At 70.2% G+C, this 17,121-nt stretch carries 13 protein-coding genes; 11 read left to right on the forward strand and 2 right to left on the reverse strand.

Features of this window, described 5'->3' with window-relative positions; all coding sequences use genetic code 11:
* Positions 1-34 precede the first annotated feature (34 nt).
* Positions 35-1,270: an MFS transporter gene (locus tag ABFY20_RS18470; protein ID WP_368497663.1), complete on the reverse strand. Its 1,236-nt coding sequence runs from the start codon at positions 1,268-1,270 to the stop codon at positions 35-37.
* A 63-nt stretch (positions 1,271-1,333) separates the two neighbouring features.
* On the opposite strand from ABFY20_RS18470, the gene ABFY20_RS18475 reads away from it, so the two are divergent.
* The 8 genes from ABFY20_RS18475 to ABFY20_RS18510 all read left to right on the forward strand — a co-directional run bounded on the left by ABFY20_RS18475 (position 1,334) and on the right by ABFY20_RS18510 (position 11,281).
* Positions 1,334-2,341 carry a LacI family DNA-binding transcriptional regulator gene (locus ABFY20_RS18475; RefSeq protein ID WP_368497664.1) on the forward strand — a complete coding sequence of 336 codons (1,008 nt, stop codon included), beginning with the start codon at positions 1,334-1,336 and terminating at the stop codon, positions 2,339-2,341.
* 93 nt (positions 2,342-2,434) lie between these two features.
* Positions 2,435-3,982 carry a sugar ABC transporter ATP-binding protein gene (locus ABFY20_RS18480; RefSeq protein ID WP_368497665.1) on the forward strand — a complete coding sequence of 516 codons (1,548 nt, stop codon included), beginning with the start codon at positions 2,435-2,437 and terminating at the stop codon, positions 3,980-3,982.
* A complete protein-coding gene (locus ABFY20_RS18485) occupies positions 3,979-4,959 on the forward strand; it encodes an ABC transporter permease (protein WP_368497666.1) in 981 nt (326 codons plus the stop codon). The genes ABFY20_RS18480 and ABFY20_RS18485 overlap by 4 nt, the downstream gene beginning before the upstream one ends.
* Positions 4,952-6,007, forward strand: coding sequence for an ABC transporter permease (locus tag ABFY20_RS18490; RefSeq protein WP_368497667.1), 1,056 nt, complete (start codon positions 4,952-4,954; stop codon positions 6,005-6,007). The genes ABFY20_RS18485 and ABFY20_RS18490 overlap by 8 nt, the downstream gene beginning before the upstream one ends.
* Before the next feature lie 47 nt (positions 6,008-6,054).
* Positions 6,055-7,116 carry a rhamnose ABC transporter substrate-binding protein gene (gene rhaS / locus ABFY20_RS18495; protein ID WP_368497668.1) on the forward strand — a complete coding sequence of 354 codons (1,062 nt, stop codon included), beginning with the start codon at positions 6,055-6,057 and terminating at the stop codon, positions 7,114-7,116.
* Between the two features lie 74 nt (positions 7,117-7,190).
* On the forward strand, positions 7,191-8,639 hold the full coding sequence (locus tag ABFY20_RS18500; protein ID WP_368497669.1) for an arabinose isomerase: 1,449 nt from the start codon (positions 7,191-7,193) through the stop codon (positions 8,637-8,639).
* Positions 8,640-8,849: 210 nt separating this feature from the next.
* Positions 8,850-10,163 (forward strand): MFS transporter, encoded by a 1,314-nt coding sequence (locus tag ABFY20_RS18505; protein WP_368497670.1) that lies wholly within the window; start codon positions 8,850-8,852, stop codon positions 10,161-10,163.
* Between the two features lie 122 nt (positions 10,164-10,285).
* Positions 10,286-11,281 carry a LacI family DNA-binding transcriptional regulator gene (locus tag ABFY20_RS18510; protein ID WP_368497671.1) on the forward strand — a complete coding sequence of 332 codons (996 nt, stop codon included), beginning with the start codon at positions 10,286-10,288 and terminating at the stop codon, positions 11,279-11,281.
* Positions 11,282-11,284: 3 nt separating this feature from the next.
* On the opposite strand, the gene ABFY20_RS18515 is transcribed toward ABFY20_RS18510, so the two are convergent.
* Entirely contained in the window at positions 11,285-12,712 is a 1,428-nt protein-coding gene (locus ABFY20_RS18515) for an aldehyde dehydrogenase family protein (protein ID WP_368497672.1), read from the reverse strand.
* Positions 12,713-12,929: 217 nt separating this feature from the next.
* Here ABFY20_RS18515 and ABFY20_RS18520 point away from each other — a divergent pair, with 217 nt between their 5' ends.
* The 3 genes from ABFY20_RS18520 (at position 12,930) to ABFY20_RS18530 (ending at position 17,109) form a co-directional block, all read left to right on the forward strand.
* Positions 12,930-14,297, forward strand: a complete 1,368-nt coding sequence (locus tag ABFY20_RS18520; protein ID WP_368497673.1) for an NAD(P)/FAD-dependent oxidoreductase — start codon at positions 12,930-12,932, stop codon at positions 14,295-14,297.
* Between the two features lie 74 nt (positions 14,298-14,371).
* Positions 14,372-15,439 carry a zinc-binding dehydrogenase gene (locus tag ABFY20_RS18525; protein WP_368497674.1) on the forward strand — a complete coding sequence of 356 codons (1,068 nt, stop codon included), beginning with the start codon at positions 14,372-14,374 and terminating at the stop codon, positions 15,437-15,439.
* A complete protein-coding gene (locus ABFY20_RS18530; protein WP_368497675.1) occupies positions 15,436-17,109 on the forward strand; it encodes an amidohydrolase in 1,674 nt (557 codons plus the stop codon). The genes ABFY20_RS18525 and ABFY20_RS18530 overlap by 4 nt, the downstream gene beginning before the upstream one ends.
* The last annotated feature ends 12 nt before the right edge of the window (positions 17,110-17,121 follow it).

Genomic DNA, 17,121 nt, shown 5'->3' on the forward strand with positions numbered 1-17,121 from the left:
GGACGTCAGCCCCTCGTCCCCGACGAGCCACGGCTCAGGCGGGCGATGTCGGCCGACGCTTCCCCAGCATCCCGATGCCCACACCGGCGCACAGCGCGGCGATCAGGCACATGCCGATGACCGTGAGGAGCGTCGCCGTCCAGCCCGCCCCGTCGTACACGAGACCCACGGCCCACCCGAAGAAGGCGGTGCCGCCGAGCCAGGAGAGCTGGTAGAGGGCGGTGGCCTGGCCCCGCCCCAGCTGCGCCCACCGACCGCTCAGGCCGCTGGCCACCGGATGCGCGCTGAAGCATCCGATCGTGAAGACGACGAGCCCGACGATGACGAGCGGCAGCCAGTCGCTGAAGAGCATCGCGAGGCCGAGGATCATGACGGCGATGCCGCCGAGCATCACCCGCAAGTAGCCGAGGCGTCCGCCGAGGCTGCCCGAGACCCGGCTGGCCACCGTGCCGGAGAGGTAAGCGACGAAGAGCAGGCTGACGAGGGCCTCGGGCACGAAGAACGGCTGCCCGGTGAGGCGGAAGCCGAGGTAGTTGTAGACGACCGAGAAGGCGCCCATGAGCAGGAAGCCGAGGGCGTAGAGCGCGAGCATGACGGGGTCGCGGAGCTGGAACAGGATGCGCGTGCGCAGCGGTGGGCCGGACGGCCCGGTTCGCACGAAGCCCTGCGGTCTCGGCACGATGAGGAGGAAGAGAGCCGCCGCGACGGCGCCGAGCACGGAGACGGCGAGGAGCCCGGTGCGCCAGCCCACGATCTCACTGAGCGGGCCCGCCACGAGGCGGCCGGCGATGCCGCCGATGGTGTTGCCCGCCACGTAGGTGCCGGCGGCCACCCCCACCCAGGAGCCGTGGAGCTCCTCGGCGAGGTACGCGACAGCGATGGCGGGCACCGCACCGAGGGCGAGCCCGGTGAGGCCCCGCAGAAGGAGCACCGACTCGAAGGTCGGCATGAGCGGCACCAGCAGCGAGAGCAGGGTCGCCGACACGAGCGAGATGCGCATCGCCGCCACCCGCCCGATGCGGTCGGCCACCGACGCCCAGGGAAGCACCGAGAGGGCGAGCCCGATGGTCGTCGCCGACACCGTCAGCGCCGCGCTCGCGGCCGGGATGCCGAGCTCACGCCCCAGCGCGGGCAGCACCGCCTGCGCGTCGAAGATCTGCGCGAACGTCGCGAACCCGGCGGCGAACAGCGCCACCACGATGCGCGTGTACGACCGCTCGCCCCGCTCGAACCCGCGCCACGGCGGCGGCGGTTCGGGGGGCGCGGGCACGCGACAAGCCTGCCACGCGCTCGCGCGGATCCCGGGCGCTGATGCGGCAGATACCATGAGCGCATGAAGCCCGATCGCGATCTCGGCCTGGCGGCGGTCGCGCGCGTCGCCGGGGTCTCGGCGGCGACGGTGTCGAACGTCATCAATCGTCCGCACATGGTGAGCGCCGAGACCCAGGAGCGCGTGCGCCGCGCGATCACCGAGCTCGATTTCGTGCCCAACCGGGCTGCCGCCACTCTGCGCCAGGGCACCAACCGACTGCTCGGCCTCGTCATCCCCGACGTCGCCAACCCCTTCTACTCGGCCATCGCGAGTGCCGTCGCCGACGCCGCCGACCGCAACCGCTTCACCCTCGCGCTGTGCCCGAGCCACGAAGACCACGACCGGGAACTCCGCCATTTCGAGATGCTCGCCGAGCAGCGGGCCGCCGGGGCCCTGGTGGTGCCGATGAGCGCAGATGCCTCGCGCCTGAACAGGCTTCGGATGGTCGGCACCCGCCTGGTGCTGGTCGACCGCATCGCGCCGAGCGACGACGGCTGCTCCGTCGCGATCGACGACGTGCTGGGGGGAGCTCTGGCCACCGGGCATCTCCTCACCTCGGGCCCTCCGCACCTCACGCTCGTGAACGGCCCGCGCTCGATCCCCCAGTGCGAAGACCGTCGCACGGGGGCGTTCCGGGCGTTCGAGACGGCTGGGCTCGAACCGCGGATCGTGGAGTACGAGTCGGAGCACATGGTGCTGGCCGAGGGTGAAGAGATCGGCCGGCGCATCGCGGAGGACGGTGCGCCGTTGATGATCTTCTGCACGAACGACCAGTTGGCGATCGGGGTGATCCGAGGGCTCGCGTCAGCCGGTATCGGTACCCCGTCGGACGCGCGGGTCGTCGGTTACGGAGACCTCGCCATCGCCGAGATGTCGACCCTTCCTCTCACCAGCGTGGCTCAGCCGAAGGCCGATCTCGGCACGCGTGCGGTGGAGCTGCTCATGGCCGAGTTGCAGGACGGGCCGGCCCACCACCACCATGCCGACATCCTGTCTCCGCGCCTGATCATTCGCGAGTCCGCGCCGTAGCGGGCGCCCGAGCGCCGATCTTGACGGTGTCGGCGGCTCTGTGTATGGTCGCATTTAATCGATTAAAAGATCGATATCGGACGATTCGGGAACATGCCAATGACGACACCCACGACGCCCGCGAGCGCAGTCGCCGCCGCGGAGTCCGCTCTCTCCCTGCGGCACGCGAGCAAGACCTTCGGGCCGGTGGTCGCCCTTGCCGATGGCTGCATCGACATCCGGCCCGGAGAGATCCACGCGCTCGTCGGGGAGAACGGCGCCGGCAAGTCGACCCTCGTGAAGATCCTGGCCGGGGTGCACCAGCCCGACGGTGGAGAGTTCCTGGTGAACGGCGAGCCGGCGAGCTTCCGCACCCCGGCCGACAGCAAGTCGGCCGGCATCTCGGTGATCTATCAGGAGCCGACGCTCTTCCCCGACCTGACCGTCGCCGAGAACATCTTCATCGGCCGGCAGCCGCGCAACCGCGCCGGCCTGATCAACCGCCCCGAGATGCGTCGCCAGGCGCGGGAGCTGTTCTCCCGCCTCGGCGTCCCCATCGACCCCGACCGCGTCGCGGAGGGTCTCTCGATCGCCGACCAGCAGATCATCGAGATCGCCAAGGCCATCTCGCTCGACGCCCGGGTGCTCGTGATGGACGAGCCGACCGCTGCCCTCTCAGGTCTCGAGGTCGACCGCCTGTTCGGGGTCGCTCGTTCCCTGCGCGAGCGCGGTGCGGGCATCCTGTTCATCTCCCACCGCTTCGAGGAGGTCTTCGCCCTCTGTGACCGCATCACGGTCATGCGCGACGGCCGGTACATCTCGACGCACGAGACAGCCACCGTCACGGTCGACGAGATCGTGCGCGAGATGGTCGGCCGCAGCATCGACGCGCTGTTCCCGAAGGGCGAAGCCGAGATCGGCGCCACGGTGCTGAAGGTCGAGGGCCTCTGTCGCGCCGGTGTGTTCCGCGACATCGATTTCGAGGTGCGCTCGGGTGAGATCGTGGCGCTGGCCGGCCTCGTCGGCGCCGGCCGAACCGAGGTGGTGCGGGCCGTGTTCGGTGTCGACCGCTACGACGCCGGCCGTGTGAGCGTCGATGGCACACCGCTTCGCCCGCACAGTCCGCAGGCGGCGATCGACGCCGGAATCGGGCTGGTGCCCGAAGACCGCCGCAAGCAGGGGCTCGTCATGGACCTCTCGGTGGCAAGGAACGCCACCCTCACCCTCCGCAAGACCCTCGCGCGGTTCGGTCTCCTCGACGGTCGCGCCGAGCGCCGGGCCGCCGAGGAGTGGTCGAAGCGCCTGCAGGTGAAGACCGGGTCGCAGGACTACGCGGTCTCGACCCTGTCCGGCGGAAATCAGCAGAAGGTCGTGCTCGCCAAGTGGCTCGCCACCCTGCCGAAGCTCATCATCGTCGACGAACCCACGCGCGGCATCGACGTCGGCACCAAGTCCGAGGTGCACCGCCTGCTCTCCGATCTCGCCGGCCGGGGCATCGCGGTGCTGATGATCTCGTCGGAGCTCCCGGAGGTGCTCGGGATGGCCGACCGCGTGCTCGTGATGCACGAGGGAAGGATCACCGCCGAGCTCTCCCGCGAGGACGCCACGGCGGAACGCGTGATGCATGCCGCCACCGCCACCACGAAGGGAGCCGCCGCATGAGGGCCCTCCTCCGGCAGCGCGAGGTCCCGGTCGCTGCGGCACTCGTCGTGCTGGTGCTCGTCACCTTCGCGCTCAACCCCCTCTTCCTCTCGCCGCAGAGCGTCAAAGACCTGCTCTTGAACGCGACGATCATGATCATCCTCGCGGTGGGTCAGGCGCTCGTGATCATCACCCGCAACGTCGATCTGTCGATCGGGTCGATCGTGGGGCTGGTGGCCTTCGGCACGGGCACGCTGTTCGACGTCGCACCAGGCATCCCCATCCCGCTCGTCTTTGTCGTGGGCGTCGTCTTCGGTGGTCTGCTCGGCGCCGTCAACGGCCTCCTGGTCACCCTTGCGAAGGTTCCGGCGCTCGTCATCACCCTGGGCACGCTCTACATCTACCGCGGCATCCTCTCCACGTGGGCGGGCAGCAAACAGTACTTTTCGGGCGACAACCCCAAGGCGTTCGGCCAGCTCTCGGTCGACACCTTCTTCGGCTTCCCGATCATCACGATCATGGCGGTCGCCGCGGTGGTGATCGTCGCCGTCGTGCTCGCGTTCCGCCGAGGCGGCCGCGACCTCTATGCGATCGGTTCCGACCCCGGGGCCGCGAAGCTCTTCGGCATACCCGTAGCACGCCGGGTGATGGCCGCGTTCATCGCCTGCGGTGCGCTCACCGGGCTCGCCGGCATCCTGTACACCTCCCGCTACAACTCCGTCGGCGCGCTCACCGGCACCGGGCTCGAACTCGATGTCGTGGCAGCTGTCGTCGTAGGCGGTGTCGCCATCTTCGGAGGCTCGGGAACGGTGGTGGGCGCCGCGATCGGCGCGGTGCTCCTGTCCACCATCACGAGCTCCCTCACCGCGACCCGCGTCGACAAATTCTGGCAACAGGCCATCGTGGGCGTGCTGATCCTCGCGGCCATCGTCGTCGACCGCGTGGTGAGCATCCGACGAACCAGGAAGCTACGAGTAAGCGAGGCCCGCGATGTCTGAGACGCTCACCGGTACCTCGGCCCCCTCCCGGCGCGGATTCCCGCGCTGGCTGCGCGGGAACGACGCCATCATCTTCGCCGTGCTGATCGTCGTGATCGTCGTCTCGATGATCTCGGTGAAGAACTTCGCCAGCACGCTCACGGTGGGGTTCCTGCTCATCCAGATCGTGCCGATCATCCTCATCGCCATGCCGATGGCACTCGTCATCATCTCGGGCGAGATCGACCTCTCGGTGGCCAGCACCGCCGGCCTCACCAGCGCCGTCATGGGAGTGCTGTGGCGTGACAGCGGTCTCGACATCGGGGTCGTCATCGTGCTGTGCCTGCTCGTGGGAGTTGCCGCCGGAGCCTTCAACGGATTTCTCATCACGACGCTCGGGCTGCCGTCGCTGGCCGTCACCATCGGCACGCTGGCACTTTACCGAGGGCTCGCGCTCGTCGTCATCGGCGATGGAAAGGTGTCGAACTTCCCCGCGGAGCTCACCGCGTTCTCCACTGCCAAGATCGGCTCGACCGGCATCCCCGTGGTGATGGTGCTGGTGCTGGTGGTCATCTCCTTCTTCGGAGTGCTGCTGCACTTCACCCCGTTCGGCCGTGGCCTGTTCGCCCTCGGCTACAGCACCGAGGCCGCGACCTTCGTGGGTATCCGGGTCGGTCACGCGAAGTTCTGGCTGTTCGTCGCCACCGGAGTCGTCTCCGCCCTCGTGGGCGTCTATTGGACGCTCCGCTTCGCCAGTGCCGGCCCCGACAACGCGACCGGCATCGAGCTCAGCGTCATCGCGGCGGTGCTGCTCGGCGGGGTCTCGATCTTCGGCGGCAAGGGGTCCATTCCCGGCGTGGTCGGCGGGGTGCTGCTCATCGGCACCCTCACCTACGCGCTGCGGCTGGCGAAAGTACCCGAGACCACGCTCGTCATCGTCACGGGCGCCCTGCTCGTGATCTCCGTCGTCGGGCCCAGCCTCACCGGCTGGATCCGCGAGCGCGTCCGGCTGGCCCGGGTGCGCCGAGAAGTCCAGAGGTTGTCCGCCTCCGGAACCGCAGACGCCTAATGCACCAGGCGTGCCCTCAGAAAGGAAGAACAATGGAGTTGTTTCACATGCCCAGGAGTTCACGCTCCCGCACCGGGCGGCGCTTCGCATCCGTGGCTGCCATCGCAGCGACCGTCGCCCTCGTCGCGACCGGATGCGCCGGTTCGTCGACCGACGCAGGCTCGACCGGCAGCGCAGGCGGTGACGACGCAGGGTCGATCGTGTTCCTGCCCAAGCAGCTGAACAACCCGTACACCGACGTCGTGCTCGGCGGCGGCGACACGGCGGCTGCCGAGATCGGGTTCGAAGCCTCCACCCTCGGCCCGCTGGAGGCCAGCGCCAGTGCGCAGGTGCCCTTCATCGAGCAGGCGACACAGGAGGGTGCGAACGTCATCGTCATCGCGGCGAACGACCCCGACGCCGTCGGCCCCTCGCTCCAGCAGGCCCGCGAGGCCGGCGCGAAGATCGTGGCGTTCGACTCCGACACCGACCCCGACTTCCGCGACGTGTTCGTGAGCCAGGTCGTGGCGAAAGACGTCGCACTCGTGCAGCTCGAGATGATCGACCAGCAGCTCGGCGACGCGGGCGGCGACATCGCCATCCTGTCGGCCACGGCGACCGCCACCAACCAGAACGAGTGGATCGCGTTCATGGAGGACGAGCTGAAGTCGAACCCCGACTACGCCAACCTCAACCTCGTGACCACGGTCTACGGCGACGACGACGCCGACAAGTCGTTCAAGGAGGCCCAGGGCCTGCTGCAGAGCTACCCGAACCTCAAGGGCATCATCTCGCCCACCACCGTCGGCATCGCCGCGGCAGCGAAGTACCTCTCCACCTCGGACTACAAGGGCAAGGTGGCCCTCACGGGCCTGGGCCTTCCGAACGAGATGCGCGAGTTCATCAAAGACGGCACCGTGACCGAGTTCGCGCTCTGGGACCCGGCGCAGCTCGGCTACGTCGCCGCCTACGCCGGCCAGGCGCTCCGCGACGGCACCATCACGGGTGCCGAGGGCGACACCTTCACCGCCGGTGACCTGGGCGAGAAGACGGTCGGCAGCGACGGCATCATCATCGTCGGCCCGCCCACCAAGTTCAACGCCGAGAACATCGACGACTACGACTTCTGAGTCGAAGTAAGCCAGGCCGGCGCTCGGGTACCTCCGGGCGCCGGCTTCCTTCAGCACGCCCACCAGGAAGAGACATGAGCATCCTCACACCGTTCCACCGGCGCAAGACCCGAATCGGCCTCGTCGCCGGCGGTCTCGCGGCCTACTGGCCCCAGTTCCCCGAACTGCTGCCGCAACTGCAGAAGTCCTCGGCCTACGTGACCAGCAGGTTCAACGAGCTCGACGCCGAGGTCGTCGACGTGGGCTTCGTCTCGGATGCGCAGGAGGCGCAGGTCGCCGCCGAGAAGCTGCGGGTCGCCGACTGCGACCTCATCGTGATCTTCCTCACCACCTACCTCACCTCCTCGATGGTGCTGCCCATCGCCCAGAAGTCGCAGACGCCCGTGCTGGTGATAGATCTCCAGCCGACCGAGGCCATGGATCACGCGAACTTCGACACGGGCGAATGGCTCGCCTACTGCGGCCAATGCCCCGTGCCCGAGGTCGCGAACGTCTTCGCGCGCGCCGGCATCCCGTTCCGCTCGGTCTCTGGCCATCTCACCCAGGAGTCGGCCTGGACGCGCATCGACCAGTGGGTTCACGCCGCGGGCGTGCGTGCACGGCTCCGCACGGCGCGGCACGGCCTGATGGGCCATCTCTACCCCGGCATGCTCGACGTCTCCACCGACCTCACCCTCGTGCAGACCCAGTTCGGTTCGCACGTCGAGGTGCTCGAGTTCGACGACCTGCGCGTGCGGGTCGACGAGGTGACGGATGCGCAGGTCGCCGACCGCGTCGCCCTCGCGCGGGAGTTGTTCACGATCGACGGATCGGTGAACCAAGACGACTTCGACTGGGGAGCGAGGGTCTCGGTCGCCCTCGACCGGCTGGTCACCGACTTCGACCTCGACTCCGTCGCCTACTACCACCGGGGCTTGCAGGGCGAGCAGCACGAGCGACTCGGCGCCGGCATGATCTTGGGGTCGTCGATCCTGACCGCCCGCGGAATCCCGATGGCCGGTGAGTACGAGCTGCGCACCTCGATCGCCATGCTCGCCGCGCAGGCGATCGGCTCCGGTGGCTCGTTCACCGAGATCCAGGCCATCAATTTCCACGACGACGTCGTGGAGATGGGGCACGACGGGCCCGCGCACCTCGCCGTCTCGGCGCGCGACCCGCTGCTCAGGGGACTCGGGATCTACCACGGCAAGCGGGGTTGGGGCGTCTCGGTCGAGTTCGACGTGCAGCCCGGCCCCGTCACCACCTTCGGACTCGGACAGGACCGCGACGGGTCGTTCGTCTTCATCACCTCGGAGGGCACCGTCGTGCCGGGCCCGCTGCTCGAGATCGGCAACACGACCTCACGCGTCGACTTCGGCGGCGACCCCGGCGAGTGGGTCGACGAGTGGTCGCAGACCGGCATCGGCCACCACTGGGCGCTCTGCGTCGGGCACCGCGCCGCCGACATCAAGGCAGCAGCCGCGCTGCTGGGCGTCGAGCACCGGCACGTTGACATGAGCGCCAGGCGGAGCTGGGCGGTCTAGCCGATCCGAGTGCGTCGACGGCGCCGTCGGTCGACCGTCGAGGGAGCGCCGGCCCTCCGCAAATTGCGCAAATTCGGTTGTTCGGCCGTCGCAGCCCGCCATAGCTTGAGGCTCTCGTAGCAACAGAGTCGGTGCCACATCGGGAACCGGCTCAGCCTCCCTCAAGCGGACAGCAGACGGCTGCTCCCGCCTTTCGCGAAAGGAAGCACCATGTCTTCGACCAGCGACGTCGACATGCACCAGGCTCAGGACACCCCGCGCACCACGTCGGCCTGGCGGGTCTTCCTCGCCTCCGGCGTCGGAACCGCCCTGGAGTACTACGACTTCCTCGTGTACGGTCTCGCCGCCGCACTCGTGTTCGGCCCGGTGTTCTTCCCCACCGCCGACCCGCTTCTCGGCGTGCTGCTCGGTTTCGCGACCTTCGGAACCGGCTTCCTGGCGCGGCCCATCGGCGGCATCGTGCTCGGTCACTTCGGCGACAAGATCGGTCGCCGGGCCATGCTCATCCTCACCCTCATCGTGATGGGCGTCTCCACCTTCCTCATCGGATGCGTGCCGGGCTACGACACCATCGGCATCGCCGCTCCGGTGCTCCTGGTCGTACTGCGACTCATCCAGGGCTTCGCCGCGGGCGGCGAGTGGGGTGGCGCCGCGCTGAACGGTGTGGAGTCGGCGCCGGCGAACCGCCGCGGCTTCTGGGGCAGCTTCACCAGCATGGGCGTCGGCATGGGCGGCCTGCTCGGCGCCGGTGTCTTCGGGGCCACGAGCGCAGCGTTCGGGGGCGACCTCGTGGAGTTCGGCTGGCGCATCCCGTTCTGGGTCGGCGGTCTGGTCGCCATCTTCGGCCTGGTGGCCCGCCTCTTCGTGCTCGACACCACCAAGCACGCGGCCAAGAGCGAGGTGCCGAAGCTGCCGATCGGCCAGGTGCTTCGCAAGTACCCGCGCTTCCTCCTGTTCGGAATCGGGGTCAGCTACGCCTACAACTCCCTCGCCTACCTCGGCGGAACGTTCCTGTTGTCGTACGTGAAGCAGATCGGCTACCCCGACGATCAAGCCCTCGCCGCTCAGCTTGTCTACTCGGCCGTCTCGCTCGTGGCCGCCCCCGCCGCCGCTCTGCTCTCCGACCGGATCGGCAGGCGGAGGGTCGTGATCGGCGGGGCCGTGCTGGCGATCTTCATGCTGTTCGGCTTCTTCGCCCTGGTCAGCGCCAACCAGTTCGGCACCATCCTCGTCGCCTTCGGCCTCGTCGGCATCATCACCTGCCTCATGCTCGGCCCGCTGCCGACCTTCCTCTCCGAACAGTTCCCGCGCGAGGTGCGCTACTCCGGCGTCTCGGCCTCCTACCAGATCGGTGCCGCCATCGGCGGCGGAACCGCAGCGGTCATCGCCACCGCACTGCTGCTGGCCTTCGGAAGCCCGTTGGCGCCCGCCGCCTACGGCGCTTTCGTGGCGATCGTGCTCATCGTGTGCACCCTCGGGCTGCGCGAGGGTCGCGGCAAGACGCTCAGCGACCTGGGCGGCTGAACGGCGAGGCTCGCACTGTCGTGAGGGGTGGCCCTGCCGCCGCCCCTCACGACTTTGTCGTGTCAGCGCCGGAGGCGTAGCCTGAGGCACTCGAACCACCCGAATCGACCTCACCCCCCACCATGGCCACCACACCCACCCTGAAGGATGTCGCGCAGCGCGCCGGGGTCTCGATGACGACCGCCTCGCACACCTTCAGCGGCCGACGCCCCGTGTCGCCCGCCACTCGTGCTGCGGTGCTGGAGGCGGCCTTCGAGCTGGGCTTCTCGGTGCGTCGGCGGGACAGGCCGCTGAACGTCGGTCTCCTCCTCCGCCCGGTCGAGGCGGTCTCCGGGTTCGTGACGGGAACCGGGTCGTTCTCGTCGTTCGCCGGCACGATGCTGCTCTCCCTGCTCACCGAAGGGTTCTCGGTCACCTCCTTCCGCGACCTCAGCGAGGTCGGACACCAGGTGGCCGCCTTCGACGCCTTCGTGCTGCTCGGCCCCAACCGCAACGACAAGGTGCTGCACACCCTGATCGAACGCGACATCCCCACCGTCACCTTCGACCCCGACCCCGGTGAGGAGGACTTCCACTGGTGGGCGGGCCCCGACTACTCCCGCGGGGTGCGCCATCTCATCGCCCATCTCATCGAGGCCGGCGCCCGCCAGCCCGCCTTGATCGTGGGAGCAACACCGAACACCTATCTCGGTGTCGTGCGCGACGCCTACATCGACGAGATGCGCATCCGCGGCCTCCGCGTGCTGGTGCGCGAACTCAATTCGACCACCGCCCAGCAGGGCGGTTACGCGGCCGCCCGTTCGCTGATGGGGGTCGACAGGGCGCCGGATGCGGTGATCACCAGCTCACCCGTCTTCGCCGTCGGCGCCCTGGACGGCATCACCGCCGCCGGCCGCACCGTACCCGACGACGTGCTGCTCGCCTCCATGGCCGACGCGCCGATCGCCGAGCGCGCCCGGGTGGGCATCACCGCCGTGCGGCCCGACTGGCATGCCACCAGCAGGGTGCTGACCGCGTTGCTCGTGCGCCGGCTCACGCCCGGCGCCACGATGCAGCACGGCGAGCTGCTCGGGCTCGAGATCGTGCGCCGCGCCTCGACCCGCCGGGCGCCAGCCTGAGGGTCAGAGCGAGATGGACTTCAGCTCGAAGAACTCCAGGAGCCCCTCGTTGCCGAGCTCACGACCGTTGCCCGACTGCTTGCGGCCGCCGAAGGGTCGCTCCGCCGAGGAGCGGGCGCCGTTGATCGAGACCATCCCCGTCTGAATCCTCCTGGCCGCGGCGAGGGCGTCGTCTCGGTCACCCCAGACGCATCCCGAGAGTCCGTAGGCGCTGTGATTTGCGATGGCGACCGCGTCGTCGTCGTTGTCGTAGGGGATCACGACGAGAACGGGGCCGAAGACCTCCTCCTGCGCGATCTCCGAGGCAGGATCGACACCGGAGAGGACGACGGGCGCGAAGAAGAACCCGCCCGCGGGCGGTGCGGGCGATGCAGGGCCTTCCACCACCCGCGCCCCTTCTCGCACCGCTCGATCGACGAGCTCACGCACCCGGGAGCGCTGCGGTTCGCTGACGAGCGGCCCGAGCGTCGTCTCGGGGTCGAACGGATCACCCGCCCGTACCGAGGCGAGCCGGGTTCGCAGGCTCTCCTCCATCTCCCCGAGCCGTTCGCGGGGCACGATGAGACGCGTCAGGGCCGTGCAGGTCTGCCCGGCGTTGGCGAGGAGGTTGTCGAGGTTGTGCAACGCCACGCGGTCGAGATCGACATCTCCGCGCAGCACGACGTTCGGTGACTTGCCACCGAGCTCCAGCGCCACGCGCTTCACGGTCGGGGCGGCGAGCTCGGTGACGCGCGCGCCGGCCCTGGTCGACCCGGTGAGGCTCACCATCATGACGTCAGGATGCGACACCAGCGCCTCGCCCACGGTGGCGCCCAGCCCGTTCACGAGATTCAGCACGCCAGGCGGCAGGATGGCCGCCTCGTCGACGAGCTCGACGAAACGGAGCACCTGCAGCGGAGCCACCTCGCTGGGTTTCAGCACCACGGTGCAGCCCGCGGCGAGCGCGGGGGCGAGCTTCACGATCGCCTGGTAGAGCGGGTAGTTCCACGGGGTGATGGCGACGACGACGCCGATCGGTTCGCGGGTGACGATGCCGGCGGCCACGGAGGTGTCGAGGGGAAGCTCCACGACCCGCTCGGCCATCCTGCGCGTGATGGCCGCGCATCCGGCCACCGTCGCCTTCGCCCGCGCGATCGGTGTCCCGACGTCGAGCGCGGCGAGGGCGGCGAGTTCGTCTGCGTGCTCGTCGATCAGGTCGGCGAGGGCGTGCACGGCGGCCGCCCGATCGGCGGTGGGCGATTCCGCCCAGCCGGGGAAGGCGGCTGCGGCTGCGGCGACGGCGCGGCGCGCGTCGGCAGGGTCGCCTGCGCTGATGCCGCCGAGCGGCGAGCCGTCGGAGGGGTTGACGACCTCGATCCGCTCGGATGCGGCACTGCGGGTCCACCGCCCGTCGGCGTAGACATCGGTCCCGTGCTCGCTCAGCTGCTGCATTCGTCGATCTCCCTCGGATGAATCCGACCATTGTGCGACGACGTGGGCCGGCCGGGGCCGATCAGCCCTCGGATTTGCGCATTTTGCGCCTCTTCTTTACGGCCCCGCACCGCGTCGTCTAGCGTCCCCCTCATCGCCGACCGCACGGTCGCGAGAGTGATCGGAGCCGCGCTCCGGTACGACGCCGAACGGTTCACCCGCGGCCGACGGAGGACGGATGCACGCCGAAGCGAAGACCCAGCCCTACTGGATGCGCATCGCGCACCCTCCCGCGCGGCCACGGCTCAGCGAAGACAGCAGCGCCGACGTCGTCATCGTCGGCGCCGGCCTCACCGGGCTGTGGACCGCGCACTACCTGCTGGGCCGCGATCCCGGCCTCGACATCGTCGTGCTCGAGGCGGAGACCGTGGGCTATGGGGCGTCCGGCCGCAACGGCGGCTGGGTGTCGAACCTCATCCCGGGTCACGCGGGCCGGTTGGCTGCGCGGTACGGACGCGCATCCGTCGACTCGTTCCGCGACGCGGTGAGAGACAGCGTCACCGAGACCGTGCGGGCAGCCGAAGAGCTCTCGATCGACGCCGACATCGTCCGGCCGGGCACGGTCTCGGTCGCGCTCACCCCCGCGCAGGCCGCGCGTCAGCGGCGACGTGTCGCTGCCGCTCGACCGCAGGACGGGCTGAAGCTGCTCGCCCCGCACGAGGTCGACGAGCGGATGCGCGTGGCCGGCAACCTCGGCGGGGTGTTCAACCCGTTCGTCGCCCGGGTGCACCCCGGGAAACTCGTCGACGGCATCGCCCGGTCCCTGACGGAGCGCGGCGTGCGCGTGTTCGAGCACACGCCGGTCGAGACGATCGCTGCCGGGCGGGTGACGACGGCCCTCGGCACCTCGGTGACGGCCCCCGTCGTCGTCCGCGCGACGGAGGGCTTCGCCCCGCAGCAGGGCAGCCGCGAGTTCCTCGCCATGAACAGCCACATGATCATCACCCGCCCCCAATCGGACCGTTTCTGGGACGAGGTGGGCTGGTCGGGGCACGAACTCATCAGCGATGCGGCCCACGACTACGTCTACGGTCAGCGCACCTCCGACGGCCGGATCGCGCTCGGCGGGCGGGGCGTGCCCTACGTGTACGGCAACGGCTTCGACCTCACCGCGCCCACCCCTCGCAGCACCGTGAGCACCCTGCGGGCATCGCTCCGGCGCATGTTCCCGACGATCGACGTGGGCGAGCTCGAGGAGAGCTGGTCGGGGGTGCTGGCGGTCTCGCGCGACTGGAACGCTCGGGTCACCTGGAACCGTTCGAGCGGCCTCGCCGCTGCCGGAGGGTACGTGGGCCATGGGGTGGCCCCGGCGAACCTCGCCGGCCGCACGCTCGCCGACCTCATCACCGGAACCGAGAGCCCGCTCACCGCGCTGCCCTGGGTGAACCACACCTCGCGGTCGTGGGAGCCCGAGCCGCTGCGCTGGCTCGGAGTGCGGTCGGTGTACAGCGCCTACCGGGCCGCCGACACCCTCGAGACCGCACGGTTCGACGAGCGGACCTCGCGCATCGCGACCCTCGCCGACCGCATCTCCGGTCGCCCGTGATCCCAGCCCCGCGACCGCCGGGTGCGCGAGCGCCCGTGTCCCGGCCCCGACGACCCACCAGGAACAGGAGCACCATGGTCAACGCAACGATCGCCGTCCACGATCCCGGCGCCGAGCGCATCCGTCTCGTCGAGGTGGATCTCGCCGCCCCCGGACCGTTTGAGGTCATGGTGGCGCTCGAGGCGAGCGGCGTCTGCCGGAGCCAGCTCACGGAGATGGCCAGGCACACCGCGGGGGCACCGCTCCCTCTCGGGCACGAAGGAATCGGCGTGGTCGAGGCCGTCGGCCCTTCGGTCACCACCGTGTCGCCCGGCGACCGTGTGATCGTCACCTGGGTGCCCGCGGCCGGCCCCGGCATGCGCGACGCCCTGCCCACCTCGCTCGAGCTGCCCGACGGCACCCGAACGGCTCCGGTGCGGTGCTTCACCTGGGCGACGCGCACCGTCGTCGACGAGCTCTACGCCGTCCCCCTCGCGGCCGACGACACCGATCCTTCCCTCGCGCTGCTCGGATGCGCGGTGATGACGGGAGCCGAATCGGTCGCCACCGCCGCCCGCACACGTCTCGGCGAGTCGGTCGTCGTGATCGGCGCCGGCGGCGTCGGACTGGCTGCGATCTCGGCTGCGGCGGCGGCCGGGGCCGGAGAGGTGGTCGCCGTCGACGTCGATCGTGAGAAGCTCGAGTTCGCCGCGGGGTTCGGGGCGAACCGGCTGGTCGATGCCCGGTCGGGTGACCCCGTCGAGCAGGTGCACGCCGCTCTCGCCGGGAGCCCCTCCGGAGCCGACGTCGTGATCGACTGCGTGGGTGCTCCTGCGACGATCGTGCAGGCTCTGGCCATGGCGAAGGCCGGCGTGCTGGGAGAGCGGCCCGGCGGGCGCGTCGTGGTGGCGGGCCTTGCGGGCGGCGAGGTCGCCGTCGACGCCCGCGAACTGGTGATGACCCAGAAGTCGCTGATCGGAACTCTGGCGGGCGGTGCAGCCCAGGCCGACATCCTGCGGCACCTGGCGGCGACGCGTGCCGGGCGCCTCCAGGTCGCCCGATCGGTGACCGACACCGCGACCCTCGGCGAGCTCGCCGACTCCGTCGACCGGCTCCGCGTCGGCGACATCCTGGGACGTGCGATCGTCACGATGTCGGCATGAGCGCGCCCTCCGAGGCGCTCGCCGCGACGACCCGAGGCCGCCGGATGCTGGTGCGCGGGCGCATCCTCGACCCTGTCGGCGAGCGGGCAGACGAGGCGATGCTCGTCGAGGACGGGCGCGTGAGAGCCCTCGGTTCCTTCGACGAGCTGCTCCGGCTCGCCGGAGAGGGGATCGAGGTCCTCGACCGCCGCGACGCCGGAGACATCGTGCCGGGCTTCGTCGACGCCCACACGCATCTCGGCTCCGCCTCCCGGGTGCTGGGGCTGAACGTCTCGGTGCACACTCCACCGGTGTCGAGCATCGCCGAGATGCTCGTGGTGCTGCGGCGGGCCGAGCCCGGACTCCCGGAGGGGGAGTGGCTGCAGGCCCAGGGCAACCTCGGCCAGAGCTATCGGCTGGAGGATCGGCGCTACCCCACCCGCCACGACCTCGATGCCGTGTCGGCGACCCGGCCGATCATCGTGCGCTTCGGCGCGCACGTCTGGGTGTTCAACACGGCGGGCCTCGCCCGCCTCGGCATCGACCGGGACACCCGGCTGCCGGAGCCGGTGTACATCGAGCACGACGCCGCGGGCGAGCCGACCGGGCTGATCAACGACATCGTGTTCGCGGCCGACGCGGTGCCTGGCGAACTGCCCCCCACCTCCGCCGACGACTTCCGGCGTGCGATCGTCGCGACGACGGAGCGCTACTTCACGGCGCGGGGCGTCACGACGATCGGCGAGATCCCCGACGACGTGATGGAGATCCGCGTCATGCGGGAGGAGCAGGATGCGGGCCGCCTCCCGCTGCGCATCGCGCTCTACACGCTCGGCGCGCAGGCCACCGCACTGCTCGACGACTGGCCGCGCTCCGCCTCCTGGTTCGCCGACGACCCGGAGCGCTGGTTCGTGCGGGGCTTCAAACTCGCGGCCGACGGCGGCATCTCGGCGCGGGAGGCCGCGGTGTGGAACGACTACGTCGACCGCCCGGGCTACCGCGGCCAGCTCGGGCTCACGCCGCAGCAGATCGGCGACATCGTCGACCGCGCCGAGCAGTTGGGCCTGCAGGTGATGGTGCACACCGCGGGAGACCGGGCCATGGACATGGTGCTCGACGCCTTCGAGGCGGCCCGACCGGATGACGGCGTCTGGCGCTCGCGACACCGCATCGAGCACCTCGGCAACATGTTCAGCACCGACGAGCGACTGCGCCGCTGCCGGGATCTCGGGATCACCCCCGTGGCCAACATCGGCTTCCTGCACGGCATCGGCGACTCGATGCGCGGAGTCGTCGGCGACGATTTCGCCTCGTCGCCGATGTACCGGCTCCGCGCGATGCTGGAGCTCGGCCTCCCCACGGTCGGCGCGAGCGACTTCGCCGGGGGCCTCCCCGAGATCTCCGACCCCGTGCACCTGATGCGCGTGATGCGCGAGCGCCGCACCTTCTCGGGGGTCGAGGTCGGGCCCGACCAGGCCCTCACCCCTTGGGAGGCGCTGCGAGCCGTCACCGCGCACGCCGCCTGGTCGCTCCAGCTCGAGGACGAGGTCGGCAGCCTTGCGCCGGGCCACTGGGCCGACTTCGCGGTGCTCTCGGGCGACCTCGTCGGAGCCGACGCCGACCGGCTCGGGGGCGACGGCGTGCACGTCGTCGAGACGTGGCTCGCGGGCGAGAGCGTCTGGCGGGCCTGACCGGCCGGCGCG

Origin of the sequence: Herbiconiux sp. A18JL235 (assembly GCF_040939305.1) — a bacterium.
In the GTDB taxonomy this organism is placed as follows: Bacteria; Actinomycetota; Actinomycetes; order Actinomycetales; family Microbacteriaceae; genus Herbiconiux.